We start from the raw sequence: 25,395 nt of genomic DNA, 5'->3' as shown, positions 1-25,395 counted from the left end.
CGGCGTTCGCGGACGAGGCCGTCCAGGCCGAAAGCGGGGGTCCGGGGGCGACAGCCCCCAGGAACGGGAACGGGAAGGGGCGGCGGGGGCGAAAACCCTCCCCGCCGCCCACCCCCCGTCACTTCACGGACCCCGCCATCACCCCCTGCACGAAATGCCGCTGGAACGCGAAGAACACCACCACCGGCACCACCAGCGACAGGAACGCCCCCGGCGCCAGCACATCGATGTTGCTGCCGAACTGCCGGATCTGCGACTGGAGTTCCACGGTCAGCGGCTGTGACGAGCTGTCCGCGAACAACAGCGCCACCAGCATGTCGTTCCACACCCACAGGAACTGGAAGATGGCGAGGCTGGCGATGGCCGGCTTCCCCACCGGCAGCACCAGCCGCGTGAAGATCCGCCACTCGTTGCCGCCGTCCATCCGCGCGGCCTCCAGCATCTCCTTGGGCATCTCGGCGAAGTAGTTCCGCAGCAGGAACACCGCGAACGGCAGCCCGTACGCCACATGGAAGAGCACGACACCCGGGATGGTCCCGAACAGGCCCAGCTGACCGAAGAGCTTGGCGACCGGCAGCAGTCCGATCTGCACGGGCACCACCAGCAACGCCACGACCAGCAGGAAGATCGCCTCGCGCCCCGGGAAGTCCAGCCACGCGAAGGCGTACCCGGCGAGCGCCCCGACGACCACGACGAGCACGGTCGTCGGCACGGAGATGAGCACCGTGTTCCAGAAGGCCTGGGTGATGCCCGAGTTGCCCAGCAGCGCGGAGTAGTTGTCGAGGGAGAGCTGGCCGGGGCTGGCCAGGGAGGTCCACCAGCCGCCCTTCGCCGTGTCCTCGGCGGACCGTAGAGAGGAGAGGAAGAGTCCGGCCAGTGGGGTCATCCACACCAGGCCGATGAGCACGAGGAAGGCCTGGACGATCCCGTTGCCCAGGTAGCGCCGGACGGCGTTCATCGCTGACTCCTCTTGAAGCGGCGGACGTTGAAGACCATGGCCGGGACGACGAGCAGCAGGAGCAGTACGCCCAGCGCGCTGCCGAGCCCCTGGTTGTTGCCGCCGCCGAACGACACCAGCCACATCTGCGTCGCGAGCACCGTCGCGTCCTCCTGCACGGGTCCGGGCGCGATGATGTAGACGAGGTCGAAGACCTTCATCACGTTGATCACGAGGGTGATGAAGACGACCGTCAGCACCGGTGCCAGCAGCGGCACGGTGATCCGCCGGAAGATCTGCCACTCGTTCGCGCCGTCCATCCGCGCCGCCTCCAGCGCGTCGCGCGGCAGCGACGACAGCCCGGCGCCGATCAGGACCATCGCGAACCCGGTCCAGATCCACAGGTACGCCCCGATGATCGCGGGCGTGACCAGCGCGGGCCCGAGCCAGGAGACGCCCTCGTAGGGCGGGGCGAAGTTCGACGCGGGCAGCTCGACGGCGTACGAGCCCTCGACCAGGTCCTCGAAGCGGAAGGAGCCGTCGGCCGCGGTGGTCGTGGTGGCGACCGTACGGCCGTCGCGCACGGCCTCGACCGTCATCTCGGGCAGCCCGTTCTCGCGCCGGTCGACCCGGCCCTGCTCCCCTCCCCCGCCGGGCGTGAAGTCCAGGTAGACGACACCGCTCACCTCACCGGCCGCCGCCTCGCGGCCCGCCGCGTCGTACGCGGGCTTCGTGCCGGACGGCAGGTCGTCGGGCAGTACGCCGACCAGGCCGAGCGCCACCGTGTCGCCGGGGGACACGCCCGCACTCGTCCGGTACGAGCCGTCCGCCGCCTTGACCAGGCCGCCACCGGTCTGTCCCTCGCGGGCGCGGGCGCCCGGATAGGTCGACGTACCGGCGAAGGCGTCGTGCACGCCGGTCACGGCGGCGTTGAGGACGCCCTTGTCCGGGTCGTGGTCGTAGGCGAGCCGGAAGATGATGCCGGCGGCGAGGAAGGACACCGCCATCGGCATGAAGAGGAGCAGTTTGAAGGCGGTGGCCCAGCGGACCTTCTCGACCAGCACGGCCAGGATCAGGCCGAGGCCGGTCAGCAGGGTGGGGGCGATCACGACCCAGATGGCCGTGTTGCGGACGGCCTTGAGGGTGGCCGGGTCGCTGAACATCTCGGTGTAGTTGTCGCCGCCCACGAAACGCGTGCCCGAGGCGTCGAAGAGGCTGCGCCCGACGGAGAACAGCACGGGGTAGACGACGAGCGCGCCCAGCAGGAGCAGTGCGGGCAGGACGAAGAGCAGGGCGACGGCCGCCCGGCGCCGCCGGGGGCGCCGTACGGGCGCCGGGCCGGGGGCGGCGGGCGGGCTCGCCTCTTTCACCAGGGTGGTCGAGGTCATGGCCGGTCAGTCCTTGTAGGCCTTGGCGGCCGCGGTCTCCAGCTGCGCGGCGGTGGCCTTCGGGTCGGACGGGTCACGCAGGAAGTCCTGGAGGATCTTCCACTCGCCCGTGCCCTTGGTACCGCCGAAGGCCGCCGGTGCCTGGTCGGACATGTCGAAGCGGACGGAGTCCCCGGCGTCCACGAGGGACTTGGCGGTGGCCCGGCTGACGTCGTTCCCGTAGGAGGCGAGGTCGAGCTTCTTGTTCGGGGAGAGGAAGCCGCCCGCCTCCGCCCACACGGCCGCGGCCTCGGGGGTCGCGAGGTACTCCAGGAGCGCCATGCCGACCTTGGAGTTCTTGCCGTCCTTCAGGACGACGGCCGCGTCGCCGCCGCTGACCACGGGCGCCTCGCCGCCCGCGACCGCGGGGAACGGGAAGAAGTTCGCGTCCTTGCCGATCTCCTTGCCGAACTGGTCCTTGGCGACCCCGGCGACGAAGTCGCCCTCGTAGACCATGCCGGCCTCGGGCTCCGGGCCGAAGACCTTCTCCACCGAGCCCGGGAAGTCGGTGTTCAGGGCGCCCTTCTGGCCGCCCTCGATCAGCTGCTTGTCCTTGAACAGCTTGCCGAGGGTGGTGAGCGCCTCGACCACGCTCGCGTCGGTCCACTTCAGTTCGTGGGCGGCGAGGGCGTCGTACTTCTCGGGCCCGGCCTGGGAGAGGTAGATGTTCTCGAACCAGTCGGTCAGCGTCCAGCCGTCCTGTCCGGCGACCGAGAAGGCGGCGAGCCCGGAATCGGAGACGGTCTGCCCGGCCTTCAGCATCTCGTCGTAGGTCTTCGGCGGCTCGACCCCGGCCTGGTCGAGCGCGTCGGGGCTGTACCAGACGGTCGACTTGTGGGCGGCCTTGAAGTACAGACCGTAGAGGGTGCCGTCGACGCTGCCGTACGACTTCCAGACATTGGCGAAGTTGGCGTCCACGGACTTCTGCGCCGTCTTGGACAGCGGCTTCAGCCAGCCCTTGCCGGCGAACTGCTGGAGCACGCCGACCTGCGGGACCATCACCACGTCGGGGGCGTTGCCGCCCTCGATCTTGCTCCCGACGACGGTGGAGACGTTGTCGCCGGTGGAGACGAAGGACGTCTTGGCGCCGGTCTTCTCGGAGAAGGCGTCCAGCACCTTCTGGAAGTTCTCCTGCTCGGTGCCGGACCAGACGCCGGCCACGGTGACGGACTGTCCGCCGAGCGCCTTGTCACCGCCGCCGGCCGTGACGGGTCCCGAGCCGCCGCATGCGGTGGCGCCGAGGGCGAGGACGAGGGCGGTGCAGCCGGTGAGCAGGGAGGTACGTCGTCGCATCATCGTTGATGTCCCTTCGAGAGTCGGGCAAGGAAAGGTCAGAGGTCGGCGATCCACCAGGCGGCGGTGGAGCCGGGCAGGACGCCGGGCGGGCAGGGGCCGCTGGTGAGCAGCGGGGTGCCGGGGACCGGCGCGGGCGTGGGTGCGGTGCCGAAGTTGACGGCGCAGACCAGGCCGTCACCGCGGACGAAGGCCAGGACGCCGGGCGGGGTCTCCAGCCAGCGCAGGGTGCCCTCGCCCAGCTGGGGCAGGTCGCCCCGGAGCTGGAGGCCGTCTCGGTAGAGGTGCCAGAAGGAGCGGGTGTCGGCGAGGGCGCGGTCGGTGGCGTACTCGGCGAAGTACTCCGGCTGCGGCAGCCAGGGCTTGGCGCTGCCGTCGCCGGAGGTGAAGCCGAACGGGGAGGCCTGTCCCGACCAGGGCAGCGGCACCCGGCAGCCGTCGCGGACGCGGGCGCGGCTGCCGGTGCGGTGGAAGATCGGGTCGGTGAGCACGTCGTCGGGCAGGTCGACGACCTCGGGCAGGCCCAGCTCCTCGCCCTGGTAGATGTACGCGGCACCGGGCAGCGCCAGCATCAGCAGCGCGGCGGCGCGGGCGCGGGCGGTACCGAGGCCGCTGCCGTCGGTGGCGGGTTCGCCGTAGCGGGTGACGGTGCGGACCTGGTCGTGGTTGTTGAGGACCCAGGTGACCGTGGAGCCGGTGCCGGCGATGTCCTGCATGGCCTCGGAGATGACCTTGCGGAAGGCGTCGGGGTCCCAGGGGGCGCCGAGCAGGTCGAAGAAGAAGGCCTGGTGGAGCTCGTCGGGGCGGACGTAGCGGGCGTGCTCGCGGGCGCTGGGGACCGAGACCTCACCGACCAGGAGGCGCTCGCGGCCGTCGCGGCCGGCGTACTCCTCGCACACCGCGCGCCACTGCCGCCACACGTCGTGCACCTCGGGCTGGTTCCAGGCGAGCGGGTTGACCGAGTCGCGGGTGCGGGCGTCGGCCTCCGGGTCCGGGGAGTCGGGCAGGTCCGGGTGCTTGTAGAGGCCGGCGGCCACGTCGATGCGGAAGCCGTCGACGCCCCGGTCGAGCCAGAAGCGGAGTATCCGGTCGAACTCGGCGGCGACCTCGGGGGTGCGCCAGTTCCAGTCCGGCTGCTCGGGCGTGAACATGTGCAGGTACCACTGGCCGGGGTGGCCGTCGGCCTCCGTCACCCGGGTCCAGGCCGGTCCGCCGAACATGGCGTGCCAGTTGTTGGGCGGCTCGTCGCCGTCCGGGCCGCGGCCGTCGGCGAAGTGGAAGCGGGCGCGGGCCGGGCTGCCGGGCTCGGCGGCGAGGGCCTCGCGGAACCACGGGTGCTCGCTGGAGCAGTGGTTGGGGACGATGTCCAGCAGCACCCGGATGCCGAGGCGCCGGGCCGATGCGACCAGCGCGTCGAACTCGTCGAGGTCGCCGAAGAGCGGGTCGACGCCCCGGTAGTCGGCGACGTCGTAGCCGTGGTCGTGCTGCGGCGAGGGGTAGAAGGGGCTCAGCCAGATCCCGTCCACGCCGAGCTTGCGCAGATACGGCAGCCCGGCCCGGACGCCGGCGAGATCGCCGACACCGTCGCCGGTGCTGTCGAGGAAGCTGCGGACGTAGACCTGGTAGATCACCGCGTCACGCCACCAGTGGTGCCTGTTCACCCCGTAGACCTGTCTGTAGAGCCGCCGTTGTTGTGCATGCATGTTAGGTAGCGGTGTCGCGAGGGTGTCAACGAACAGAACAGAAGCTACTGAGGGGTTGGGGGTTTATATGCCCACTTTTCACCGCAGCGAGGGCGCAGATGAGATGTCGACGTTACCTAACGCGTAACTATGGAGGGTGGAAAGAGTTCAGCGCCGCGAGATCGCGGCCAGCTCGCGCGCCAGCCGGCGCACCGCCGCCTCGGGCGTCTGCCGCCCGGTCATCGCGTCGCGCACGACCGCCTGCACGGCCAGGCTGACCTGGTCGTAGCGCGGGCTCTTGGGGCGCGGCGCGGCGGCGAGCACGCTCTCCCGCAGGGTCGGCAGGTACGGGAACGCCTCGGTGAGTCCGGGGTCCTCGTAGAGGTCGGCCCGTACGGGCGGCAGCGCGCCGCGGGTGAGCACCTGGCGCTGGACGCGCTCGCTGGTGAGGTACGCGATGAGACGCGCGGCCGAGTCGGGGTGCCGGGCATGGGTGCCGACGGCCAGGTTGGAGCCGCCGAGCACGCTCGTACCGGGCCCGTCGGGACCCGGCAGCGGCACGGCGCCGACCTTTCCGGCGACCTTCGAGTCCGCGGCGGAGGCGCCGACGTAGGCGTAGGGCCAGTTGCGCAGGAAGAGCAGGCGGCCGTCCTGGAAGGCCCGCTTGGACTCCTCCTCCTTGTAGGTGAGCGCGTCCTTCGGGATCCAGCCCTCGCGCACCCCGCGCGCCAGGAATCCGATGCCCTCGCGGGCCGCCGCCGAGTCCACGGTGACGCGTTCGCCCTCGTCGCCGAGGATGCTGCCGCCGGCCGAGTAGACGGCCTCGGCGGCGTTGACGGTGAGGCCCTCGTAGGGCAGGAACTGGCCCGCGTAACCGTCCAGTCCGTGCTTCGGGGCGATGGTCTCGGCGTACCGCTCCAGCTCGGCCCAGGTGCGCGGCGGCGGGACGCCCTCCTCGGCGAGGACGTCCTTGCGGTAGAGGAGGAGGCCCGCGTTGGTGACGTACGGGACGGCGTACAGCCGCCCGTCGTACGTCGCCGTGTCGACGACCGGCGGCAGGAAGGTGTCGAGCGGGAACCGGTCGTGGGGCAGCGGGCGTATCCAGCCCGCGGCGGCGAACTCGGAGGTCCAGTTGACGTCGATGTTGAGGACGTCGAAGCGGTGCCGGTCGCCGTCGCGCAGGTCGGTGGCCATCTGCGCGCGGGTCTCGTCGGCGGAGTCGGGCAGTTCGACGAGGGTGACCTGCTCGTCGGGATGGTCCCGGTTCCAGCCCTCCAGCAGCGGGCCGAGGTAGCCGGTGAGGTCACCGGCGGTGGCCAGGGTGAGCGGCCCGCGCCCGCTCTCGACGCCCACGTCGGCGCGGGCGCCCGAGGCGACGTAGCCGGTCAGGAGCACCATGAGGACGAGAAGGCCCCTACCGGCGGCGTGGATCCACCGCATAGGTTCCTCCCTGTACGCCCTCGTACACCGGTCAGGGGCCATGTATACCTGTTAGGTATGCGCGATACTAGGGCCTGGAGCACATGTGACCAGAAGGGAAGGACGGCTGAGTGCGCCTGCACCTTCTGGCCCTTCTGGCCCGCGGACCGGCCCACGGCTACGAGCTGAAGCAGGACCTTGAGCAACTGCTGGGCTCCGCGTACCCTCAGCCGAACGTCGGCCAGATCTACGTCACCCTCGGCCGCCTCGAGAAGACGGGACTGATCGAGGGCGAGGACATCGAGCAGTCGAGCCGGCCCAACAAGAAGGTCTACCACCTCACCGACGCCGGGCGCGACGAGCTGCGGGCCTGGTACGAGGAGACGGCGGACGAGCCGCGGGTGCGGGACGAGTTCTTCATGAAGCTCGCCCTGGCTCCGCAGACCGGGCTCGCCGACCAGATCACCCTCATCAACAAACAGCGGCGGCAGTACCTGAACACCATGCGGCAGCTCTCCAAGCTGGCCGCCGCCGAAGACCGCGACAACCGCGTCGCCCACCTCCTCATCGAGGGCGCGATGCTGCACCTGCAGGCCGACCTCGACTGGCTGGAACGGTGTCAGGAAGAGCTGGAGGAGCTGGAGTGAGTGCTGGCGTGAGTGCCGATCCCGCTCCCGTGTTGCGGGCCGAGGGCCTGGTCAAGACGCACCACGGCGAGGGTGCTCCGGCGCACGCCGTGCGCGGGGTCGACCTGTGTGTGCGGCGGGGCGAGTTCGTGGCGATCACCGGGCCGTCCGGCGCCGGGAAGTCGACGCTGCTGCATCTGCTCGGCGGGCTCCAGCGGCCGGACGCCGGGAGCCTCTGGCTGGACGGCGCGTGCACGGACCGGTACCGCGAGGCGCGCTGGGCCGTCGAGCGCCGGAAGCGCATCGGCATCGTCTTCCAGTTCTTCAACCTGGTCTCCGACCTGTCCGTCGCGGACAACGTCGAGCTGCCCGCCCTGCTCGCCGGGCTGCCGCCGAAGCGGGCGCGCGCCGAACGGGCGGAGCTGCTGGCCGAGCTGGGCCTCGTGGGCAAGGAGCGCAGCATGCCCGGTGAGCTGTCCGGCGGCGAGCAGCAGCGGGTGGCGCTCGCCCGGGCCCTGGTCAACCATCCGCCGCTGCTGCTGGCCGACGAACCCGCGGGCAGCCTGGACAGCAAGGGCACCCGCGAGGTGATGCGGCTGCTGTCCCGCTTCCACCAGCGCGGCCAGACCATCCTGCTGGTCACCCATGACGCCCGGCTCGCCAGCGCCGCGGACCGGGTGATCAGCTTCTTCGACGGGCGCATAGCCGACGACGCCGAACTGGACGCCGGTACGCCACCGCGCCGCCGGTCCGGGGCGTCCGCCGTGCTGGAACTCAAGGACTGACATGCGGGCGTACGACCACCGCGCGCACCGCTCACCGGAGGGCTGAGGCCCGTGCGAGCCACCCTGCGCTGGGCCCACTCCGATCTGCGCACGCACCGGGGCGAGGCGCTGTTCCTCGTCCTCGCCACCGCCGGCATCGTCGCCTCGCTGCTGCTGGCCACGGCCCTGTTCGGGTACGCGACCAACCCCTGGCAGCGCGTCTTCACACAGGCCCGCGGCGCCCACGTCTGGCTGCACACCGACAGCGCCGCCGATACCCGCGAACTGGCGGGCCTGGCCGGCGTCCAGTCCGTCGCCGGGCCCTACCCCACCGCCGACGCCACCGTCGCCGTACGCGGCACCCGCGCCTCCGTCGAGCTGCGCGGCACCGCCGAGGAGCCCGAGGTGGGGCGCCCGCTGCTCACCGCCGGGCACTGGCTCGACCCGGCCGATCCCGACGGAGTGGTCCTGGAGAGCCGCCTCGCCCGCGCGCTGCTGGCCCAGCCCGGCGACACCCTCACCCTGCCCGGCACCACGCGCACCCTGACGGTGAGCGGCATCGCCGACAGCCCCGAACGCCGCTACCGGCCGGGCGAGCAGCCGGGCCTGGTGTGGGCGCCGCCGGCCGCCGTGGCCGACCCGGGCGGCCAGGTGATCGGGCTGCGGCTGACGGACCCCGCGGACACCGACTACGCCGTGCAGCGTGCGGTGACCGTGCTGGGCGCCGGTGCGATCGGGCAGGTCTCCACCTGGCAGCAGGCCCGCGCGGAGGCCCAGGGCGACAACCGGCTGCTCGGCCAGGTCCTCGGCCTGTTCGGACTGGGCGCGCTGCTCGCCGCCGGGCTGGCCGTGCACGGGGCGATCGGCACCCGGATCCGCGGCCATCTGCGGGACATCTCCGTCCTGAAGGCGATCGGGTTCACCCCGGGCCAGGTCGTCCGGGTCTTCCTGCTCCAGCACCTCGCCTACGCCCTGCTCGGCGCGGTGGCCGCCGCCGTGCTCACGCAGGCCCTCGGCAGCCTCGTCCCCGGGCGGCTCGGGGACGCGGTCGGCGTGTGGCAGGGGCTGCCCGGGCACACCGTCGCGCTGTTCGCCGTACCGGCGGCCGCGGTGCTGTTCATCGGCGCCACCACCGGGCTCGCGGCCTGGCGGGCGGGCCGGGTGCCGCCGGTTCCGGTGCCGCGCCCGGCGGCGGCGCAGGGCGGCCGGCTGTCCGGCGCGGCACGGAGGGCGCTGGGGCTGCGGGTGCTCAGGGTACGGGTGCGGGGGCTTGGGGCGAGGGGGTCCGGTGAACCGGGTGTGCCCGGTGTAACCGGTGCGCCCGGTGTGTCCGGTAGACCGGGTGTGCCGGGTGCCACGGCGTCGCCCGGTGAACCCGGTGTGACCGGTGTGCCCAGTGCGCCCGGTGAATCGGGTGTGCCGGGTGCCACGGCGTCGCCCGGCGTGCGGGAAGTGGAGGTGCGGGTGCCGCCCGCGCTCGTCCTCGGCTGGCACAAGGCGTTCACGCGCCGCCCGCGCTCGCTCGCCACGGTCGCCCGCCTCACGCTGCCGCTGCTGCTGATCGTGGTGGCGATGAGCGCGTGGACCACCATCGACCGCTTCCAGAGCCGGCCCGAGCAGCTCGGTCTGCCCACCGCCCTCACCGTCCGCGCCGACGCCGGTCTCGGCGACCGCGGCACCCGCGCTCTGCTGGAAGGCGACCCCCAGGTCGCCGCCGCCTACCCGGGCGTCGAGGTGGCCGCCCTGGTGCCGGGCCAGACCGCGACCATCGCGCTGCGCGGGCTCGGCACCCGCGCGGACCCCTACCCGTACTCCCTGGCCGAGGGCCGCCGCGCGCACGGACCGGACGAGGCGGTGGCGGGGCAGGGCCTGCTCGACCTGCTGGAGGTGCACGTCGGCGACTGGGTGCGGATGACCGTCGGCGACCAGCCGCAGATCCTGCACATCGTGGGCCGCAGCATCGAACCGGAGAACGGGGGCCGGGTCATCTCCACGTCCCTCGACACCCTCCGGGAGAACGACCCGCGGCTGAGCCCGACCCTCTACCAGCTCCGCCTGCACCCCGGCGCCGACCCGGGCGAGGTCGCCGGGCGGCTCGCGGAGGCCGGGCACGGACGGCTCGACGTGCACTCCGTGACGAACCCCGCCGACGGGCTCTCCCCGCTGCGTGGAGTCGTCCTCGGCCTGATCGCCGTCCTCGCCCTCATCGGGCTGATCGAACTGCTCACCGCCATCGGCGGCACCGTCCGGGAGAGCGAACGGGACCTGCTCGCCCTCAAGGCGATCGGCCTGTCCCCGCGCCAGATCACCGGCATCACCGTCACGGCCACCGCGTGCACCGCCCTGGCGGCCGTGCTCCTCGCCACCGCTCTCGGGCTGCCGCTCGCGCACTGGCTGATCGACGCCCAGGGCGCCTCCAGCGGCATCGGCGCGGGGATCGCCCAGGCCCCCTCCCCTGTTTTCCTCACCCTCCTGGGCGCGACCGCCGTGCTCGGTGCCGCCGCGCTGGCCGCCGTACCGTCGGCACGGGCGGCCCGGCGCCGGCTCGCGGACACCCTGAGCGCGGTGGCCTGACCGGACGACCGGCCGGGCCACCGCACGCCCCGTCCTTCACCGCCGGCCGCGCAGCTCCCGGTAGGCGGCGACCAGCGCCTTGGTGGAGGCGTCCAGGCCGGGGACCGAGCCCGCCGCGGCAGCGGCTGACGAAAACGTCTCGGTGAGGGCGGGTTCGACGCGCTTGGCGAGCACCTTGCCGAGTTCGACACCCCACTGGTCGAAGGAGTCGATGTTCCACACCGCGCCCTGGACGAACACCTTGTGCTCGTAGAGGGCGACGAGCTGGCCGAGTACCGACGGGGTCAGCTCGCGGGCGAGGATCGTGGTCGTCGGGTGGTTGCCCCGGAACGTCTTGTGCGGGACCAGTTCCTCCGGCACGCCCTCGGCCCGCACCTCGTCCGGCGTCTTGCCGAAGGCGAGCGCCTGGGTCTGCGCGAAGAAGTTCGCCATCAGCAGGTCGTGCTGGGCCTTCAGCTCGTCGCTCAGCTCGGCCACCGGCTCGGCGAAGCCGATGAAGTCCGCCGGGACGAGCTTGGTGCCCTGGTGGATGAGCTGGTAGTAGGCGTGCTGTCCGTTGGTGCCGGGCGTGCCCCAGACGACCGGGCCGGTCTGCCAGTCCACTTCGCGTCCGTCCCGGTCGACGGACTTGCCGTTGGACTCCATGTCGAGCTGCTGGAGGTAGGCGGTGAACTTCGACAGGTAGTGCGAGTACGGCAGCACCGCGTGCGACTGGGCGTCGTGGAAGTTGCCGTACCAGATGCCCAGCAGGCCCATCAGCAACGGCACGTTGGACTCCGCGGGGGCGGTGCGGAAGTGCTCGTCGACGAGGTGGAACCCGTCGAGCATCTCGCGGAAGCGGTCCGGGCCGATGGCGATCATCAGGGAGAGGCCGATCGCCGAGTCGAACGAGTAGCGGCCGCCGACCCAGTCCCAGAACTCGAACATGTTGGCGGTGTCGATGCCGAAGTCGGCGACCTTCTCGGCATTCGTCGACAGGGCGACGAAGTGCTTGGCGACGGCCTTCTCGTCACCGAGCGCGTTCAGCAGCCAGGTCCGGGCGGAGGTGGCGTTGGTGACCGTCTCGATGGTGGTGAAGGTCTTGGAGGCGATGACGAACAGCGTCTCGGCCGGGTCCAGGTCGCGGGTGGCCTCGTGCAGGTCGGCGCCGTCGACGTTGGAGACGAAACGGACCGTCAGCTCGCGGTCGGTGAAGGCGCGCAGCACCTCGTAGGCCATGGCGGGGCCGAGGTCGGAGCCGCCGATGCCGACGTTGACGACGTTCCTGATGCGCTTGCCGGTGTGGCCCTTCCACTCCCCGGAGCGGACGCGGTCGGCGAAGCCGGCCATCCTGTCGAGCACGGCGTGCACCTTGGGGACGACGTTCTCGCCGTCGACCTCGATCACCGCGTCCCGCGGGGCGCGCAGCGCGGTGTGCAGCACCGCCCGGTCCTCGGTGGTGTTGATCCGCTCACCGCGGAACATGGCGTCGCGCAGCCCGAACACGTCGGTGGCGGCGGCCAACTCCCGCAGCAGCCGCAGGGTCTCGTCGGTGACGAGGTGCTTGGAGTAGTCGACGTACAGGTCTCCCACCCGGAGCGTGCAGCCGGTGCCGCGACCGGGGTCGGCGGCGAACAGCTCGCGCAGCCGCACCTCGCCGAGCTCCTCGCGGTGCTTGGCCAGCGCGGTCCATTCGGGCGTCTGGTTGAGCCTGGTACGGCCGTCTGCGTTCATGTCGGACTTCAGCCTTCTTCCTTCGGTGTCCCAGCTGTCCCGGCTGGTCCAACCTAATTGATCAGTACGGAAGAAGACCGACAGAGGGGGAACTAGATCTCGCCCCGCAGTTTGGCGAGCGCCTCGGCGAGAATCGCCTCGCCGTCCGCGTCGCTGCGACGCTCGCGCACATAGGCGAGATGCGTCTTGTAGGGCTCGGTGCGCGGCGGGTCCGGCGGATTGTCCCGGTCCTGTCCGGCGGGGAAACCGCATCGCGGGCAGTCCCAGGTCTCGGGGACCTGTGCGTCGCTCGCGAAGCTCGGCTGCGTCTCGTGTCCGTTGGAGCACCAGAAGGAGATGCGCAGGCGCGGCGCGGACTCGCCACGCTCGGCCTCGCCCATCGGCCCCGCCCCGACCCGGCTTCCCCGGATCGCGTTGCCACTTGCCACGGTCGTAACTCCCTGCGTGATGGTGCCGCAAAGCGAGTCGGCGTTCGCTTCGCTGCGAGCGCCTCAGTCTACGTAAGGCCCAACGCGCGTCCAGTGATTGGAGTTACAAGCCCAAGCGCCCAGACGCAAGCCCCATGATAGGCGGCGCCGTGCGGCGCGTACCGAACATGGGGCTTTACGTGCTCAAGTGCGGGGTGTGTCAGTTGTTCAGTTGTTCGCCTTCATCAGCAGGCCGAGCACCATGATGCACGCGAACCACAGCAGACCGACCACCACGGTGATCCGGTCGAGGTTGCGCTCGGCGACCGAGGAGCCGCCGACGGACGACTGCATGCCGCCACCGAACATGTCGGAGAGGCCGCCGCCCTTCCCCTTGTGCATCAGCACCAGCAGCATCAGCAGCAGGCTGAAGACGATCAGGGCGATCGAGAACCCCAAAACCACGGCTGGACCAACTTCCTCGGATTCGGATGAACGACGGGGGCACGGTGACAGCAGGCCACCATGCCCCCGCAAGGGTACGACGTATCGCCGCCGACGCATACTCACCGGTCGACCCGCTGATCGACCTGGTGGGCAGGCTACTGGTCGCGGAAGCGGACGATCTTGACGAACTCGTCCGAGTCCAGCGAGGCACCGCCGACCAGGGCGCCGTCGATGTCGGCCTGCGACATGATCTCGGCGACGTTGCCGGACTTGACCGAGCCGCCGTACTGGATGCGGACCTTGTCGGCCAGCTCCTGCGAGTACAGCTCGGCGAGCTTGCCGCGGATGGCCGCGCAGACCTCCTGGGCGTCCTCGGCGCCGCAGACCTTGCCGGTGCCGATGGCCCACACGGGCTCGTAGGCGATCACGACGGTCTCGGCCTGCTCGGCCGGGAGGTCCTTCAGGCCGCCCTCGACCTGGGCGAGGGTGTGGGCGACGTGGTTGCCCGCCTCACGGACGTCCAGCTCCTCGCCGACGCACAGGATCGGGGTGAGACCGTGCTTGTAGGCGGCCTTGACCTTGGCGTTCACCAGCTCGTCGGTCTCGGCGTGGTACTGGCGGCGCTCGGAGTGGCCGATCGCGACGTAGGTGCAGCGCAGTTTGGCCAGCATCGGGCCGGAGATCTCGCCGGTGTAGGCGCCGCCGTCGTGGGCGGAGACGTCCTGGGCGCCGTACTTGATCTTGAGCTTGTCGTGCTCGACCAGGGTCTGCACCGAGCGCAGGTCGGTGAAGGGGACGAGGACGGCGACCTCGACGGCGTCGTAGTCCTTGTCCGCGAGGGCGAAGGCGAGCTTCTGGACGTGGGCGATGGCCTCGAGGTGGTTGAGGTTCATCTTCCAGTTGCCCGCCATCAGCGGCGTGCGGGTGGTCATTGAGGTCAGTCCTCCAGTGCGGCGAGGCCGGGGAGCGTCTTGCCCTCGAGGTATTCGAGGGAGGCGCCGCCGCCGGTCGAGATGTGGCCGAATGCGTTCTCGTCGAAGCCGAGCGTACGGACGGCCGCGGCGGAGTCGCCGCCGCCGACCACGGTGAAGCCCGGGGAGTCGAGGAGGGCCTGGGCGACCGCCTTGGTGCCCTCGGCGTAGTCGGGGTGCTCGAAGACGCCCATGGGGCCGTTCCAGAAGACGGTGGCCGCGTCGGCGAGCTTCGATGCGTACAGCTTGCGGGTCTCGGGACCGATGTCCAGACCCTCCTGGTCGGCCGGGATGGCGTCCGCGGCGACGGTGGCGGGGTTGGCCGGGGCCTTGGTCTTCAGGTCCGGGAACTCGGACGCGACCAGGACGTCGACGGGGAGGACCAGCTCGACGCCGTTCTTCTCCGCGCGCTCCATGTACTCCTTGACCGTCGGGATCTGGTCCTCCTGGAGGAGGGAGATGCCGACCTCGTGGCCCTGGGCCTTGAGGAAGGTGTACGCCATGCCGCCGCCGATGAGGAGCCGGTCGGCCTTGCCGAGCAGCTGGTCGATGACGGCGAGCTTGTCGGAGACCTTGGCGCCGCCGAGGGCGACCACGTAAGGGCGCTGGACGTCGTCGGTGAGCTTCTTCAGGACGCCGACCTCGGTGGCGATGAGGTACCCGGCGTAGTGCGGGAGCTTCTTCGGCAGGTCGTAGACCGACGCGTGCTTGCGGTGCACGGCGCCGAAGCCGTCGCCGACGTAGACGTCCGCGAGGCCGGCCAGCCTGTCGGCGAAGGCGGCGCGCTCGGTGTCGTCCTTGCTGGTCTCGCCGGCGTTGAAGCGCAGGTTCTCGATGACCGCGACCTGACCGTCGGACAGACCGGAGACGGTGGCCTCGGCGGCGGTGCCGACCGTGTCCTCGGCGAAGGCGACGCCGGTGCCTTCGCCGAGCAGCTCACCGAGGCGGGCGGCGGCGGGGGCGAGGGAGAAGGCCGGGTCCGGGGCGCCCTTGGGGCGGCCCAGGTGCGAGGCGACGATCACGCGCGCGCCCGCGTCGGCCAGGGCCTTGACGGTGGGCACCACGGCGCGGATGCGGCCGTCGTCGGTGATGGTGGTGCCGTCCAGCGGCACGTTGAGGTCGGCGCGGACGAAGACGCGCTTGCCAGTGACGCCTTCGGAGAGCAGTTCGTCGATCGTCTTCATGCAGTGGGCTCCTGGGTTCTCGGATCGCTCGTGATCCTACGAGGGCTGGTCGCTGCGGACGCGACGCAGGGCCCGGGCAGCGCGGCCTTGCGCTGTCCGAGCCCTGCTACCGCATCGAGGTGCCTGCTGAGTCCGAGTCGATCAGAGCTGGTTGCCGACGAAGACCGTGAGGTCGACGAGGCGGTTGGAGTAGCCCCACTCGTTGTCGTACCAGCCGATGACCTTCACGTTCTTGCCGTCCTGGACCATGGTCAGGGACGAGTCGAAGGTGCAGGACGCCGGGGCGTTGACGATGTCCGAGGAGACGATCGCGTCCTCGGTGTACTCGAGGATGCCCTTGAGCTCACCCTCGGCGGCCTTCTGGAAGGCGGCGTTGACCTCTTCCTTGGTGACCTCGCGGCCGAGCTCCAGGACCAGGTCGGTGACCGAGCCGGTCGGGACCGGGACGCGCATCGCCATGCCGTCCAGCTTGCCCTTGAGCTGCGGGAGGACCAGCGCGGTGGCCTTGGCGGCACCCGTGGTGGTCGGGATGATGTTCTCCGCGGCGGCACGGGCGCGGCGCAGGTCCTTGTGCGGGAAGTCCAGGATGCGCTGGTCGTTCGTGTACGCGTGCACCGTCGTCATCAGGCCCTTGACGATGCCGAAGTTCTCGTCGAGGACCTTGGCCATCGGCGCCACGCAGTTGGTGGTGCAGGAGGCGTTGGAGATGACGTGGTGGTTCGCCGCGTCGTACTTGTCCTGGTTGACGCCCATCACGATGGTGACGTCCTCGTCCTTGGCCGGGGCCGAGATGAGGACCTTCTTCGCGCCGCCCGCGATGTGCTTCTCGGCGTCGGCCTTCTTCGTGAAGATGCCGGTCGACTCGATGACGATGTCGACACCCAGCTCGCCCCACGGGATGTCGGCGGGGTTGCGCTCGGCGAGGACCTTGATGGTCTTGTCGCCGACGGTGATGGTGTCCTCGGTGTGCGAGACCTCGTACGGGAGGCGCCCGAGGATGGTGTCGTACTTCAGCAGATGGGCGGTGGTCGCGGTGTCACCCAGGTCGTTGACAGCCACGATCTCGATGTCTGCACCCTGCTCCAGCAGCGCGCGGAAGTAGTTACGACCGATGCGGCCAAAGCCGTTGATGCCTACGCGGATCGTCACGAACCGATCTCCTCGTTGGTACGCCGGCCCGATGTGCCGGCGAGCTGTATTTGGGATGTCCCCGACCACCTCCGACCCTACCTCTCCGGGGCCTCGGGGGTGACATCGAGACGACCCATACCCGGCAGGGCGGTCCGTACCCGCCAGTAGGGGTACGGACCGCCCTCGGCCATGGGGACCGATCACCCGATTTCGCTACACCGGGTCAGTCCCCTGCGCCGCGGATTTCACTCATCCAGGGCACGCAGCGCCTGCCGGATCAGAGCCGTCCGGGCGGCCGGCTCGGTGAGGTGCTCCAGGCCGAAGCCCAGCAGGACCGTGTCGTCCGTGGTGACCGCGCCGTACGTCTGGAACAGGGTCCCGGTGCGGGCCCAGTCCTTCAGGACGGCGGGGCTGCCCGCGGGCGGCCCGGAGACCTCCCAGGCGCCGAGCGCGGTCTCGAAGCCCTCGGTCTCGGTCGCCGTGCCGCCGACGACCAGCGAGGCCTCGTCGGCGAGGACGCCGCGTCCGCCGCTGCCGGGGTCGGTGACGTAGGCGATCGACACCTCGACGGACTTCCCGGCGTAGGCACTCAGGTCGAACTCGACCTGCCGCCAGCCCCCGGAGGCGCCGGTGAGGCTGTTCCACTGCCCGGTGGTGCCGGTCGCGGTGCAGCCGTCGTCGGACAGCGTCAGGTAGTGCTCCAGCCAGGGGTGCTCACCCATGTAGAACCCGGCCGCGCACTCCGCCGGTACGGCCGTGCCGGTGGCGCCGCCCGTCTCGGGGAGCGTGGTCCAGTCGTCGGCGCCGGTGGTGTGCGCCTCGACCAGGGCGTGGTCGTAGCCGCTCTCGGTGTCCCACAGCAGCTGGGTGCGGAGCGTGGGCCGGTCGGAGGCGGCGACACCGGTGAGGTCGACGGTGCGGGTGAGCCGCTTGTAGGCGTCGTCGGTGTGGACGGCGGCGGCCATCCACTCCCCCGCGTAGGGCCCGTACGGGTTGACGGTCCCGGCGAACTTCCCGGCGCCCGCGCTCGCGAACTGCGGGTAGGTGTCGGTGGGCAGCTGGTCCGAGGTGACGCTGTAGGTTCCGGCGGTGTCCAGCGGGTTGCCGGGGGCGTCGCCGAGTGTGCCGGTGGTTCCGCCGAGCTTGCCGGAGCCGGTGAATCCGGTGGCCCCGGGGGTCGAGGTGCGGGTGTAGGCGCCCAGGTAGTACTGGCTGAAGTCGTTGGACATGGTGCCGTCGCCGAGGTCGACGCTGCCGCCGGCCCGCTCACCCGCCTCGATCAGCCTGCCGCCCTCGTTGAGGAAGGCACGCAGCTGGAGCTGGGTGGCGTTGCCGGGCACCGCGGCGCCGGTGTGGTGGACGACGGTGTGGAAGTGGCCGAGGACGCCGAGCGCGTCGGGCGCGCCCTGGGTGGCGACGTCCCAGACGGCCGCCCGCCGGCCGTTGGCCTTCAGGGCGTCGACGTACTTCTGGGTCTGCGTGACCTTCGCGCCCTCCTCGGCGACGACGAGGACGTCCGCGCGGGGCCGCTCGGCGATCGTGTACGTGAAGTGCTCGCTCTCGGTCCGCTTGCCGCGCTTCGTCTCGCCGGCGAACCAGACCTCGACCCGGTCGCCGCGGTCGCCGTCCTTGACCTTGGCCCGGTACTCGTCGAAGTAGAGGTTGTCCTCGCCGCCGTACGTCTCGCCGCCCCGCCAGGGCCGCAGCTTCATGTCGTGGACGCGTCCGCCGTTGACGCGGTACTTCAGCTCCTTGTCGCGCACCGACTTGCGTACGACGACGGAGACCTCCTGGTCGGCGCCGCGCGAGTAGGAGGTGGTGAAGGGGGCCGGGGTGAAGTCGGCGGCCTCCAGGCCGACCGCGGAGGACGGCCGGTCGGGGTGGGCGGCGCTCTCGGCGACGGAGAGCGCGAAGGGGATGTTCTTCGCGAACTCCTGCTGGATCAGTTTCTCGTCGTCGGGGAAGTTGAAGCCCGACTGGCAGTCGCCCGCGTTCCACTCGTCGTCGGGGTCCTGCTCGGAGATGGTCTGGCAGGTCGACATCTCCGGGGTGAACATCGCCACGCCGTTGACGTTGGCCGCGTGGCCGTCCGCCTCGCCGTTGGTGGTGTACAGCTCCGAGGAGACCTGCGGGTGGTAGCCGGGGATCGCGGGATTCTCGGGCGTGCCGGCGAGCGCCTCGTAGAGGACGTCGTCCGGGGTGTTCGTGGCCACCTGCCAGCCGACCCCGTAGAGGATCAGTTCGGCGGCGGAGTGGTAGTTGATGCCGTAGGTGAAGCCGATCCGCTTCTGGAAGGCGTCCAGGGCCTTGGTCTCGGGCTCGGAGTTGGGGCCGTCGCCGCGGTAGGTCTGGCTGGTGGGGTTGGGGGACGAGCCCTCGTCGTCGTAGCCCCACTTGTAGGCGAAGTTGCGGTTGAGGTCGACGCCGTCGCCGGTGCCGATGGCGCCGTCACCGTTGTTGTCGCGCAGGTTCTTGCGCCACAGCCGGTTGTCGGTGTCCTCGAACGTGTAGTCGTAGCCGTCGGGGTTGGCCGACAGGAGGAACCACAGTTCGGTGGAGTCGACCAGCTTCTTGATCCGCCGGTCCTTGTCGTACTTGTCCAGGTAGTGGTGCATCAGCCGCCGGGTCATCTCCGGGGTGATCCACTCGCGCGCGTGCTGGTTGGACATGTAGAGGACGGAGGGCTTGGAGCCGTCCTTCGACTTCTTCGCGTTCTTGGTGAGCTTGAGCGCGAGGATGTCCTGGCCGTTCACCGTCTTGCCGATGGAGACGACCTTGGTGAGGCGGGGGTTCTCCTGCGCGGTCCGCAGGATCTCCTCCTTGAGGCCGCCGCTGCCGCTGTACGGGCGGAAGACGCCCTCGGCGGCGTCCTCGACGCGCTTCTCGGCACGGGTGGAGAGGGTGTGCTCCTTGAGGTCGACGCCCTGCTTCTCCAGCTTCCCGGCCTGCTGGTCGGTGAGGTAGACCTCGACGGTGGCCGTCCCCTTGTCGGGGACCTGCTCACCGAGTTCGTGGCCGTCCTGGCCGGCGGCCAGCAGCAGGGGTACCTGCTCCTGGGTCACGTCGGCGCGGAAGACCTTCACCTCGTCGGTGTCCGCGGTCGCGGGGCCGGCGGGTTGTGCCTGGGCGATGGGCGCGAAGCTCGCTCCGCCGATCAGGAGCGCGCCGACGGCGAGGATCGATCTCGCTCTTCGTCTCATGAACCCCCCTAGGTGGGGCCTGTCCGACAGGCCTGCGTTCGCCACAGCAGCGAACAGATGCCAGGCTCATGACAGCTCATGATCGAGTCAAGAGCGCGGCAAGGACACGCGAAAGCCGGTGCCGGTCACCCAAGTGGGCGCCCGCACCGGCTCGTTGACGGCCCGTGTGCGGCGGGCCGACGCGTGTTCGGTCAGCCGACGAGGTTGTCGGCCAGCTCCTCCTCGCCGAGGTTGGCGTCCGTGCCGGGAATGCCGAGGTCCGAGGCCCGCTTGTCGGCCATGGCCAGCAGGCGGCGGATGCGGCCGGCGACGGCGTCCTTGGTCAGCGGCGGGTCGGCGAGGGCGCCCAGCTCCTCCAGCGAGGCCTGCTTGTGCTCCATGCGGAGCCGGCCCGCGGCGGCGAGGTGCTCGGGCACGTCGTCGGCGAGGATCTCCAGGGCGCGCTGGACCCGGGCGCCGGCGGCGACGGCCGCACGGGCGGAGCGGCGCAGATTGGCGTCGTCGAAGTTGGCGAGGCGGTTGGCGGTGGCGCGGACCTCGCGCCGCAGCCGCCGCTCCTCCCAGGCCAGCACCGCGTCGTGGGCGCCGAGCCGGGTGAGCAGGGCGCCGATCGCGTCGCCGTCGCGGACCACGACCCGGTCCACGCCGCGCACCTCGCGGGCCTTGGCGGGGATCGACAGCCGGCGGGCGGCGCCGACCAGCGCGAGCGCGGCCTCGGGGCCCGGGCAGGTCACCTCCAGGGAGGAGGAGCGGCCGGGCTCGGTGAGTGAGCCGTGCGCCAGGAAGGCTCCGCGCCAGGCTGCCTCGGCGTCGCAGGTGGCCCCCGAGACCACCTGCGGCGGCAGGCCGCGGATCGGGCGTCCCCGGCCGTCCACCAGGCCGGTCTGGCGGGCGAGCTGGTCACCGCCCGCGACCACCCGGACGACGAAACGCGAGCCGCGGCGCAGCCCGCCCGGCGCCATCACGATCAGCTCGGAACTGTGTCCGAAGATCTCCAGGATGTCCTGCTTGAGCCGCCGGGCCGCCCTCGCGATGTCCAGCTCCGCCTCGATCACAATGCGCCCGCTCACCAGGTGGAGGCCGCCGGCGAACCGCAGAATGGCGGAGACCTCCGCCTTTCTGCAGCAGGTCCGGGTGACGGGGAGCCGGGAGATCTCGTCCTTCACCGCTGCCGTCATCGCCATGGGCCGATCCTTCCATGCATCCGAAAAATACGGTCGTACGCGGCGGCCAGCAGCTCCGGGTCGTGCCTCGGGGTCCCGTCGGTCCGGGCGACCGGAGCCAGTTCGACAGCGGCGCCGAACCGTTTCGCGGCGTCGGTGAGCGAGTCACGGTCGGGCACGGCGGCCTCGTCGGCCAGCACCACGTCCAGGGCGAGTTTAGGGGCGTGTCGTCCCAAAACCTCCAAATGACGCTGCGGTGAGAAGCCCTCGGTTTCTCCGGGTTGCGGAGCGAGGTTCAAGGAGAGCACCCGGCGGGCCTTCGTCTCGACGAGCGCGTCCAGCAGATCGGGCACGAGCAGGTGCGGGATGACCGAGGAGAACCAGGAGCCGGGGCCGAGCACCACCCAGTCCGCGTCCAGGACGGCGTCGACCGCCTCCGGGACGGCGGGCGGGTCGTTCGGCACCAGGTGCACGGATTGCACCTCGCCGGGCGTGAGCGCCACGGTGGCCTGCCCGCGCACGGTGTCCACCTCGTCGGGCCGGTCCGGGTCGTGCCCTCTGACCAGGGCCTGGAGCTCCAGCGGCACGGCGGACATGGGCAGCACCCGTCCGTGCGCGCCGAGCAGCTTGCCGACCAGGTCCAGCGCCTGGACGTGGTCGCCCAGCTGCTCCCACAGGGCGACGATCAGCAGATTGCCGACCGCGTGCTCGTGCAGGTCGCCCTGGGACTGGAAGCGGTGCTGGATGACGCGGGCCCAGGTCTGGCCCCAGTCGTCGTCGCCGCACAGCGCGGCCAGCGCCTTGCGCAGGTCGCCGGGCGGCAGGACGCCCAGCTCGTCACGGAGGCGCCCGCTGGAGCCGCCGTCGTCGGCCACGGTGACGACGGCGGTGAGGTCGCCGGTGATCCGGCGCAGTGCGGCGAGCGAGGCGGACAGGCCCATGCCGCCGCCGAGGGCGACGACCTTGGGCTGGGCGCCCCGGCGGCGCGGCTTGCCGCCGCGCGCCTGTTCGGGCCGGGCGGCGCGGGCGTCGGCGGGCCTGCCGCCGCGCCCCTCGGGCACCACCCGGCGCAGCCTGCTCAGCCGCGGAGTACGTCCTGTCATTCCCGTCCCATGTCCCGGTGGACGACCACCGTCTCCACGCCCTCGGCGACGAGCCGGGCGGCGAGCTTCTCCGACATGGCCACGGACCGGTGCTTGCCGCCGGTGCAGCCGACGGCGACGGTCACATAGCGCTTGCCCTCCCGACGGTAGCCCGCGGCGATCATCTGGAGCAGCTCGGTGTAGCGGTCGAGGAACTCCTTGGCCCCGGGCTGGTTGAGGACGTACGAGGACACCTCCTCGTTCAGGCCGGTGAACGGCCGCAGCTCCGGCACCCAGTGCGGATTGGGCAGGAAGCGCATGTCCACGACCAGGTCGGCGTCGACCGGGAGGCCGTACTTGAAGCCGAAGGACATGACGGTGGCCCGCAGCTCGGGCTCATCGCCGCCGGCGAACTGGGCGTCCATCTTGGCGCGCAGCTCGTGCACGTTGAGGCTGGAGGTGTCGATCACCAGGTCGGCGTCGCCGCGCAGCTCGCGCAGCAGTTCCCGCTCGGCGGCGATGCCGTCGACGATGCGGCCGTCGCCCTGGAGGGGGTGCGGGCGGCGCACCGACTCGAAGCGGCGCACCAGTGCCTCGTCGGAGGACTCCAGGAAGACGATCCGGCGGGTGACGCCGCGGGAGTCGAGGTCCGCGAGGGATTCGCGCAGATTGTCGAAGAAGCGCCGGCCGCGGACGTCGACGACGACCGCGATCCGTGCCACGTTGCCCTGGGAGCGGGCGCCGAGCTCCACCATGGTGGGGATCAGCGCGGGCGGGAGGTTGTCGACGACGAACCAGCCCAGGTCCTCCAGACACTTGGCCGCCGTCGAGCGGCCGGCTCCGGACATGCCGGAGATGATCACCAGCTCGGGGATGGCCGCCTCGTGCGCCCCGGCTGTTTCCTTGCCCGTACTCACCTGTGCTCCGTCGTCCTGGCGCTGTTCGGAAGCGGCCGTCTGCGGGCCCGCCTCCTCGCCGGTCGTGCCGTGGGCCTGTTCTCGCCCCACTGTGGGCTGTGCCTCGTGCTCGGTCATCTCTCCTGCCCCCGTCGTTCGTCCGGGGTGCCCGCGGTCACGGGCTCCCCAGGGGCATCCGCCGTCGTCTCGGGTGCCCCGTCCTCGTCATCAATGATCTCTCCGGTCGCCGTGTTCACGGCGGGTGCGGCCGGGGTGGCCCGGGCGAGGGCCACGGCCACGGTCTCGGCCGTCTTGCGGCCTATGCCGGGTACCTCGCAGATCTGGTCGATCGTCGCCGACCGGAGCTTCTTCACCGAACCGAAGTGCTTGATCAGCGCCTGCTTGCGGGTCTCCCCGAGGCCCGGCACGTCGTCCAGCGGGCTGGAGCGGAAGCGCTTGGCGCGCTTGGCCCGCTGGTAGGTGATCGCGAAGCGGTGCGCCTCGTCACGGACCCGCTGCAGCAGGTACAGGCCCTCGCTGGTGCGGGGCAGGACGACCGGGTCGTCCTCGCGGGGCAGCCAGACCTCTTCCAGGCGCTTGGCGAGTCCGCAGACGGCGATGTCGTCGATGCCCAGCTCGTCCAGGGCCCGCTGGGCCGCCGCTACCTGCGGCTGCCCGCCGTCGACGACGACGAGCTGGGGCGGGTAGGCGAAGCGCTTGGGCCGGCCGTCGTCGTCCTTCAGGGCCGGGCCGTCCGTGAGCTGCTCGTCGCCGCCCGCCTCCGTCCCGTCCGCGCCGTCCTCCCCGTCCGCCCACTCGCCGGTCTTCTCCTTCTCGGCGAGGTAGCGGCGGAAGCGGCGGGTGATGACCTCGTGCATGGAACGGACGTCGTCCTGTCCGGCGAAGCCCTTGATCTGGAACCGGCGGTACTCGCTCTTCCGGGCCAGTCCGTCCTCGAAGACGACCATGGAGGCCACGACGTCGTCGCCCTGGAGGTGCGAGATGTCGTAGCACTCGATCCGGAGCGGGGCGCTGTCCAGGTCGAGGGCGTCGGAGATCTCCTCCAGCGCGCGTGAGCGCGTCGTCAGGTCGGAGGCGCGCTTGGTCTTGTGCAGGACGAGCGCCTGCTGGGCGTTGCGCTGGACGGTCTCCATCAGTGCCTTCTTGTCGCCGCGCTGCGGGATGCGCAGCGACACGCCCGACCCGCGGCGCTCCGCCAGCCACTGCTGGACCGGCTCCACCGGGTCGGGCAGGGCGGGGACCAGGACCTCCTTGGGGACCGCGTCCCCGGTCTCCTCGCCGTACAGCTGCTGGAGGGCGTGCTCGACGAGGGCGCCGGTGGTGATCTCCTCCACCTTGTCCGTGACCCAGCCGCGCTGGCCGCGCACGCGTCCGCCGCGCACGTGGAAGATCTGGACGGCCGCCTCCAGCTCGTCCTCGGCGACCGCGATCAGGTCGGCGTCGGTCGCGTCGGCGAGCACGACCGCGCTCTTCTCCATGGCCTTCTTCAGGGCCCCGATGTCGTCGCGCAGGCGCGCCGCCCGCTCGTACTCCATCTCGTCGGCCGCCTCGGCCATCTGCCGCTCCAAGCGGCGCAGATAGGTGCCGGTGCGGCCGGCCATGAAGTCGCAGAACTCGTCGGCCAGGTCCCAGTGGTCGTCCGGGGAGATGCGCTCGACGCAGGGCGCCGAGCACTTGCCGATGTAGCCGAGCAGACAGGGGCGGCCGGTCCGGGCGGCGTTCTTGAAGACGCCGGCGGAGCAGGTGCGCACCGGGAAGACGCGCAGCAGGAGGTCGACCGTGTCGCGGATCGCCCAGGCGTGTCCGTACGGTCCGAAATACCGCACGCCCTTCTTCTTGTGGCCGCGCATCACCTGCACGCGCGGGAACTCCTCGTTCATCGTCACCGCGAGGTAGGGGTAGCTCTTGTCGTCGCGGTACTTCACGTTGAACCGGGGGTCGTACTCCTTGATCCAGGAGTACTCCAGCTGCAGCGCCTCGACCTCCGTGGACACCACGGTCCACTCCACGGACGCGGCCGTGGTGACCATGGTGCGGGTGCGGGGGTGGAGGTTCGCCAGGTCCTGGAAGTAGTTCGCCAGGCGCTGGCGCAGGCTCTTCGCCTTTCCGACGTAGATCACCCGGCGGTGCTCGTCGCGGAACCTGTACACCCCCGGGGAGTCCGGGATCTCACCCGGCCTGGGGCGGTAGCTGGAGGGGTCGGCCATGACTCACACCCTACTGGCGGGGACCGACACTCCGGCGGGGCTGTGGACGACGGGCCGGGGTCCTGTGGACGACCGGAGAAGGGGCCGGAGGGAGACGGTCCGGGGCCGTTCGGTCACGCCGAGTGCCCTCGGGGCGGCGGGCCGGTGTGTTCTCGGCCAGGAGCGCGTCGCGGTCGGGTGTCAGGTGTTGTCGGGGCTTGGTCAACACGCTTCAATGCGGGGGGACTCGGGGCCCTGGAGCGCGGCGTACG

General features: G+C 71.2%; 19 protein-coding genes. 3 read left to right on the top strand and 16 right to left on the bottom strand.

The features are described from left to right. Positions 1–118: 118 nt before the first annotated feature. From RI578_RS29700 to RI578_RS29680, 5 genes are all read right to left on the bottom strand, one after another. A complete protein-coding gene (locus RI578_RS29700; protein ID WP_310873941.1) occupies positions 119–958 on the bottom strand; it encodes a carbohydrate ABC transporter permease in 840 nt (279 codons plus the stop codon). Next, positions 955–2,325 carry a sugar ABC transporter permease gene (locus RI578_RS29695; protein WP_310873940.1) on the bottom strand — a complete coding sequence of 457 codons (1,371 nt, stop codon included), beginning with the start codon at positions 2,323–2,325 and terminating at the stop codon, positions 955–957. The genes RI578_RS29700 and RI578_RS29695 overlap by 4 nt, the downstream gene beginning before the upstream one ends. A gap of 6 nt (positions 2,326–2,331) precedes the next feature. After that, complete coding sequence (locus tag RI578_RS29690) at positions 2,332–3,660, bottom strand: ABC transporter substrate-binding protein (protein WP_310873939.1); 1,329 nt, start codon at positions 3,658–3,660, stop codon at positions 2,332–2,334. Positions 3,661–3,695: 35 nt separating this feature from the next. Continuing rightward, positions 3,696–5,360 carry an alpha-amylase family glycosyl hydrolase gene (locus RI578_RS29685; RefSeq protein ID WP_310873938.1) on the bottom strand — a complete coding sequence of 555 codons (1,665 nt, stop codon included), beginning with the start codon at positions 5,358–5,360 and terminating at the stop codon, positions 3,696–3,698. 147 nt (positions 5,361–5,507) lie between these two features. Further along, positions 5,508–6,779, bottom strand: coding sequence for an ABC transporter substrate-binding protein (locus RI578_RS29680; RefSeq protein WP_310873937.1), 1,272 nt, complete (start codon positions 6,777–6,779; stop codon positions 5,508–5,510). A gap of 110 nt (positions 6,780–6,889) precedes the next feature. Between RI578_RS29680 and RI578_RS29675 the strand changes: the two genes are divergently transcribed. From RI578_RS29675 to RI578_RS29665, 3 genes are read left to right on the top strand one after another with little or no spacing between them, the layout of a single operon-like run. Beyond that, a complete protein-coding gene (locus tag RI578_RS29675) occupies positions 6,890–7,405 on the top strand; it encodes a PadR family transcriptional regulator (RefSeq protein ID WP_310873936.1) in 516 nt (171 codons plus the stop codon). Positions 7,406–7,413: 8 nt separating this feature from the next. Next, positions 7,414–8,169 carry an ABC transporter ATP-binding protein gene (locus tag RI578_RS29670; RefSeq protein WP_310873935.1) on the top strand — a complete coding sequence of 252 codons (756 nt, stop codon included), beginning with the start codon at positions 7,414–7,416 and terminating at the stop codon, positions 8,167–8,169. Positions 8,170–8,220: 51 nt separating this feature from the next. Continuing rightward, positions 8,221–10,722: an FtsX-like permease family protein gene (locus tag RI578_RS29665; protein WP_310873934.1), complete on the top strand. Its 2,502-nt coding sequence runs from the start codon at positions 8,221–8,223 to the stop codon at positions 10,720–10,722. 36 nt (positions 10,723–10,758) lie between these two features. Here the strand turns inward: RI578_RS29665 and pgi are convergent, their stop codons facing one another. The 11 genes from pgi to uvrC all read right to left on the bottom strand — a co-directional run bounded on the left by pgi (position 10,759) and on the right by uvrC (position 25,144). Further along, positions 10,759–12,435, bottom strand: a complete 1,677-nt coding sequence (pgi, locus tag RI578_RS29660; protein ID WP_310873933.1) for a glucose-6-phosphate isomerase — start codon at positions 12,433–12,435, stop codon at positions 10,759–10,761. A gap of 92 nt (positions 12,436–12,527) precedes the next feature. Beyond that, on the bottom strand, positions 12,528–12,863 hold the full coding sequence (locus RI578_RS29655) for an RNA polymerase-binding protein RbpA (RefSeq protein WP_003976875.1): 336 nt from the start codon (positions 12,861–12,863) through the stop codon (positions 12,528–12,530). A gap of 207 nt (positions 12,864–13,070) precedes the next feature. Next, positions 13,071–13,307, bottom strand: coding sequence for a preprotein translocase subunit SecG (secG, locus tag RI578_RS29650; protein ID WP_079160504.1), 237 nt, complete (start codon positions 13,305–13,307; stop codon positions 13,071–13,073). 137 nt (positions 13,308–13,444) lie between these two features. Next, positions 13,445–14,221 carry a triose-phosphate isomerase gene (gene tpiA, locus RI578_RS29645; RefSeq protein WP_310873932.1) on the bottom strand — a complete coding sequence of 259 codons (777 nt, stop codon included), beginning with the start codon at positions 14,219–14,221 and terminating at the stop codon, positions 13,445–13,447. Positions 14,222–14,226: 5 nt separating this feature from the next. Then, positions 14,227–15,444: a phosphoglycerate kinase gene (locus RI578_RS29640; protein ID WP_310873931.1), complete on the bottom strand. Its 1,218-nt coding sequence runs from the start codon at positions 15,442–15,444 to the stop codon at positions 14,227–14,229. A 141-nt stretch (positions 15,445–15,585) separates the two neighbouring features. After that, positions 15,586–16,593 (bottom strand): type I glyceraldehyde-3-phosphate dehydrogenase, encoded by a 1,008-nt coding sequence (gene gap, locus RI578_RS29635; protein WP_310873930.1) that lies wholly within the window; start codon positions 16,591–16,593, stop codon positions 15,586–15,588. A 227-nt stretch (positions 16,594–16,820) separates the two neighbouring features. Next, entirely contained in the window at positions 16,821–19,775 is a 2,955-nt protein-coding gene (locus RI578_RS29630) for a M14 family zinc carboxypeptidase (RefSeq protein ID WP_310873929.1), read from the bottom strand. A 191-nt stretch (positions 19,776–19,966) separates the two neighbouring features. Then, complete coding sequence (whiA, locus tag RI578_RS29625) at positions 19,967–20,959, bottom strand: DNA-binding protein WhiA (protein WP_210963217.1); 993 nt, start codon at positions 20,957–20,959, stop codon at positions 19,967–19,969. Continuing rightward, positions 20,950–22,041 (bottom strand): uridine diphosphate-N-acetylglucosamine-binding protein YvcK, encoded by a 1,092-nt coding sequence (yvcK, locus tag RI578_RS29620; RefSeq protein ID WP_310873928.1) that lies wholly within the window; start codon positions 22,039–22,041, stop codon positions 20,950–20,952. The genes whiA and yvcK overlap by 10 nt, the downstream gene beginning before the upstream one ends. Further along, complete coding sequence (gene rapZ, locus RI578_RS29615; RefSeq protein WP_310873927.1) at positions 22,038–23,054, bottom strand: RNase adapter RapZ; 1,017 nt, start codon at positions 23,052–23,054, stop codon at positions 22,038–22,040. The genes yvcK and rapZ overlap by 4 nt, the downstream gene beginning before the upstream one ends. Then, on the bottom strand, positions 23,051–25,144 hold the full coding sequence (gene uvrC, locus RI578_RS29610) for an excinuclease ABC subunit UvrC (protein WP_310873926.1): 2,094 nt from the start codon (positions 25,142–25,144) through the stop codon (positions 23,051–23,053). The genes rapZ and uvrC overlap by 4 nt, the downstream gene beginning before the upstream one ends. Positions 25,145–25,395 lie beyond the last annotated feature (251 nt).

This window comes from Streptomyces sp. BB1-1-1 (assembly GCF_031597775.1).
Classification (GTDB): Bacteria; Actinomycetota; Actinomycetes; order Streptomycetales; family Streptomycetaceae; genus Streptomyces; species Streptomyces thinghirensis.
The sequence above is the reverse complement of the archived record's forward strand: the minus strand, read 5'-3'. Positions and strand labels throughout refer to the sequence as shown.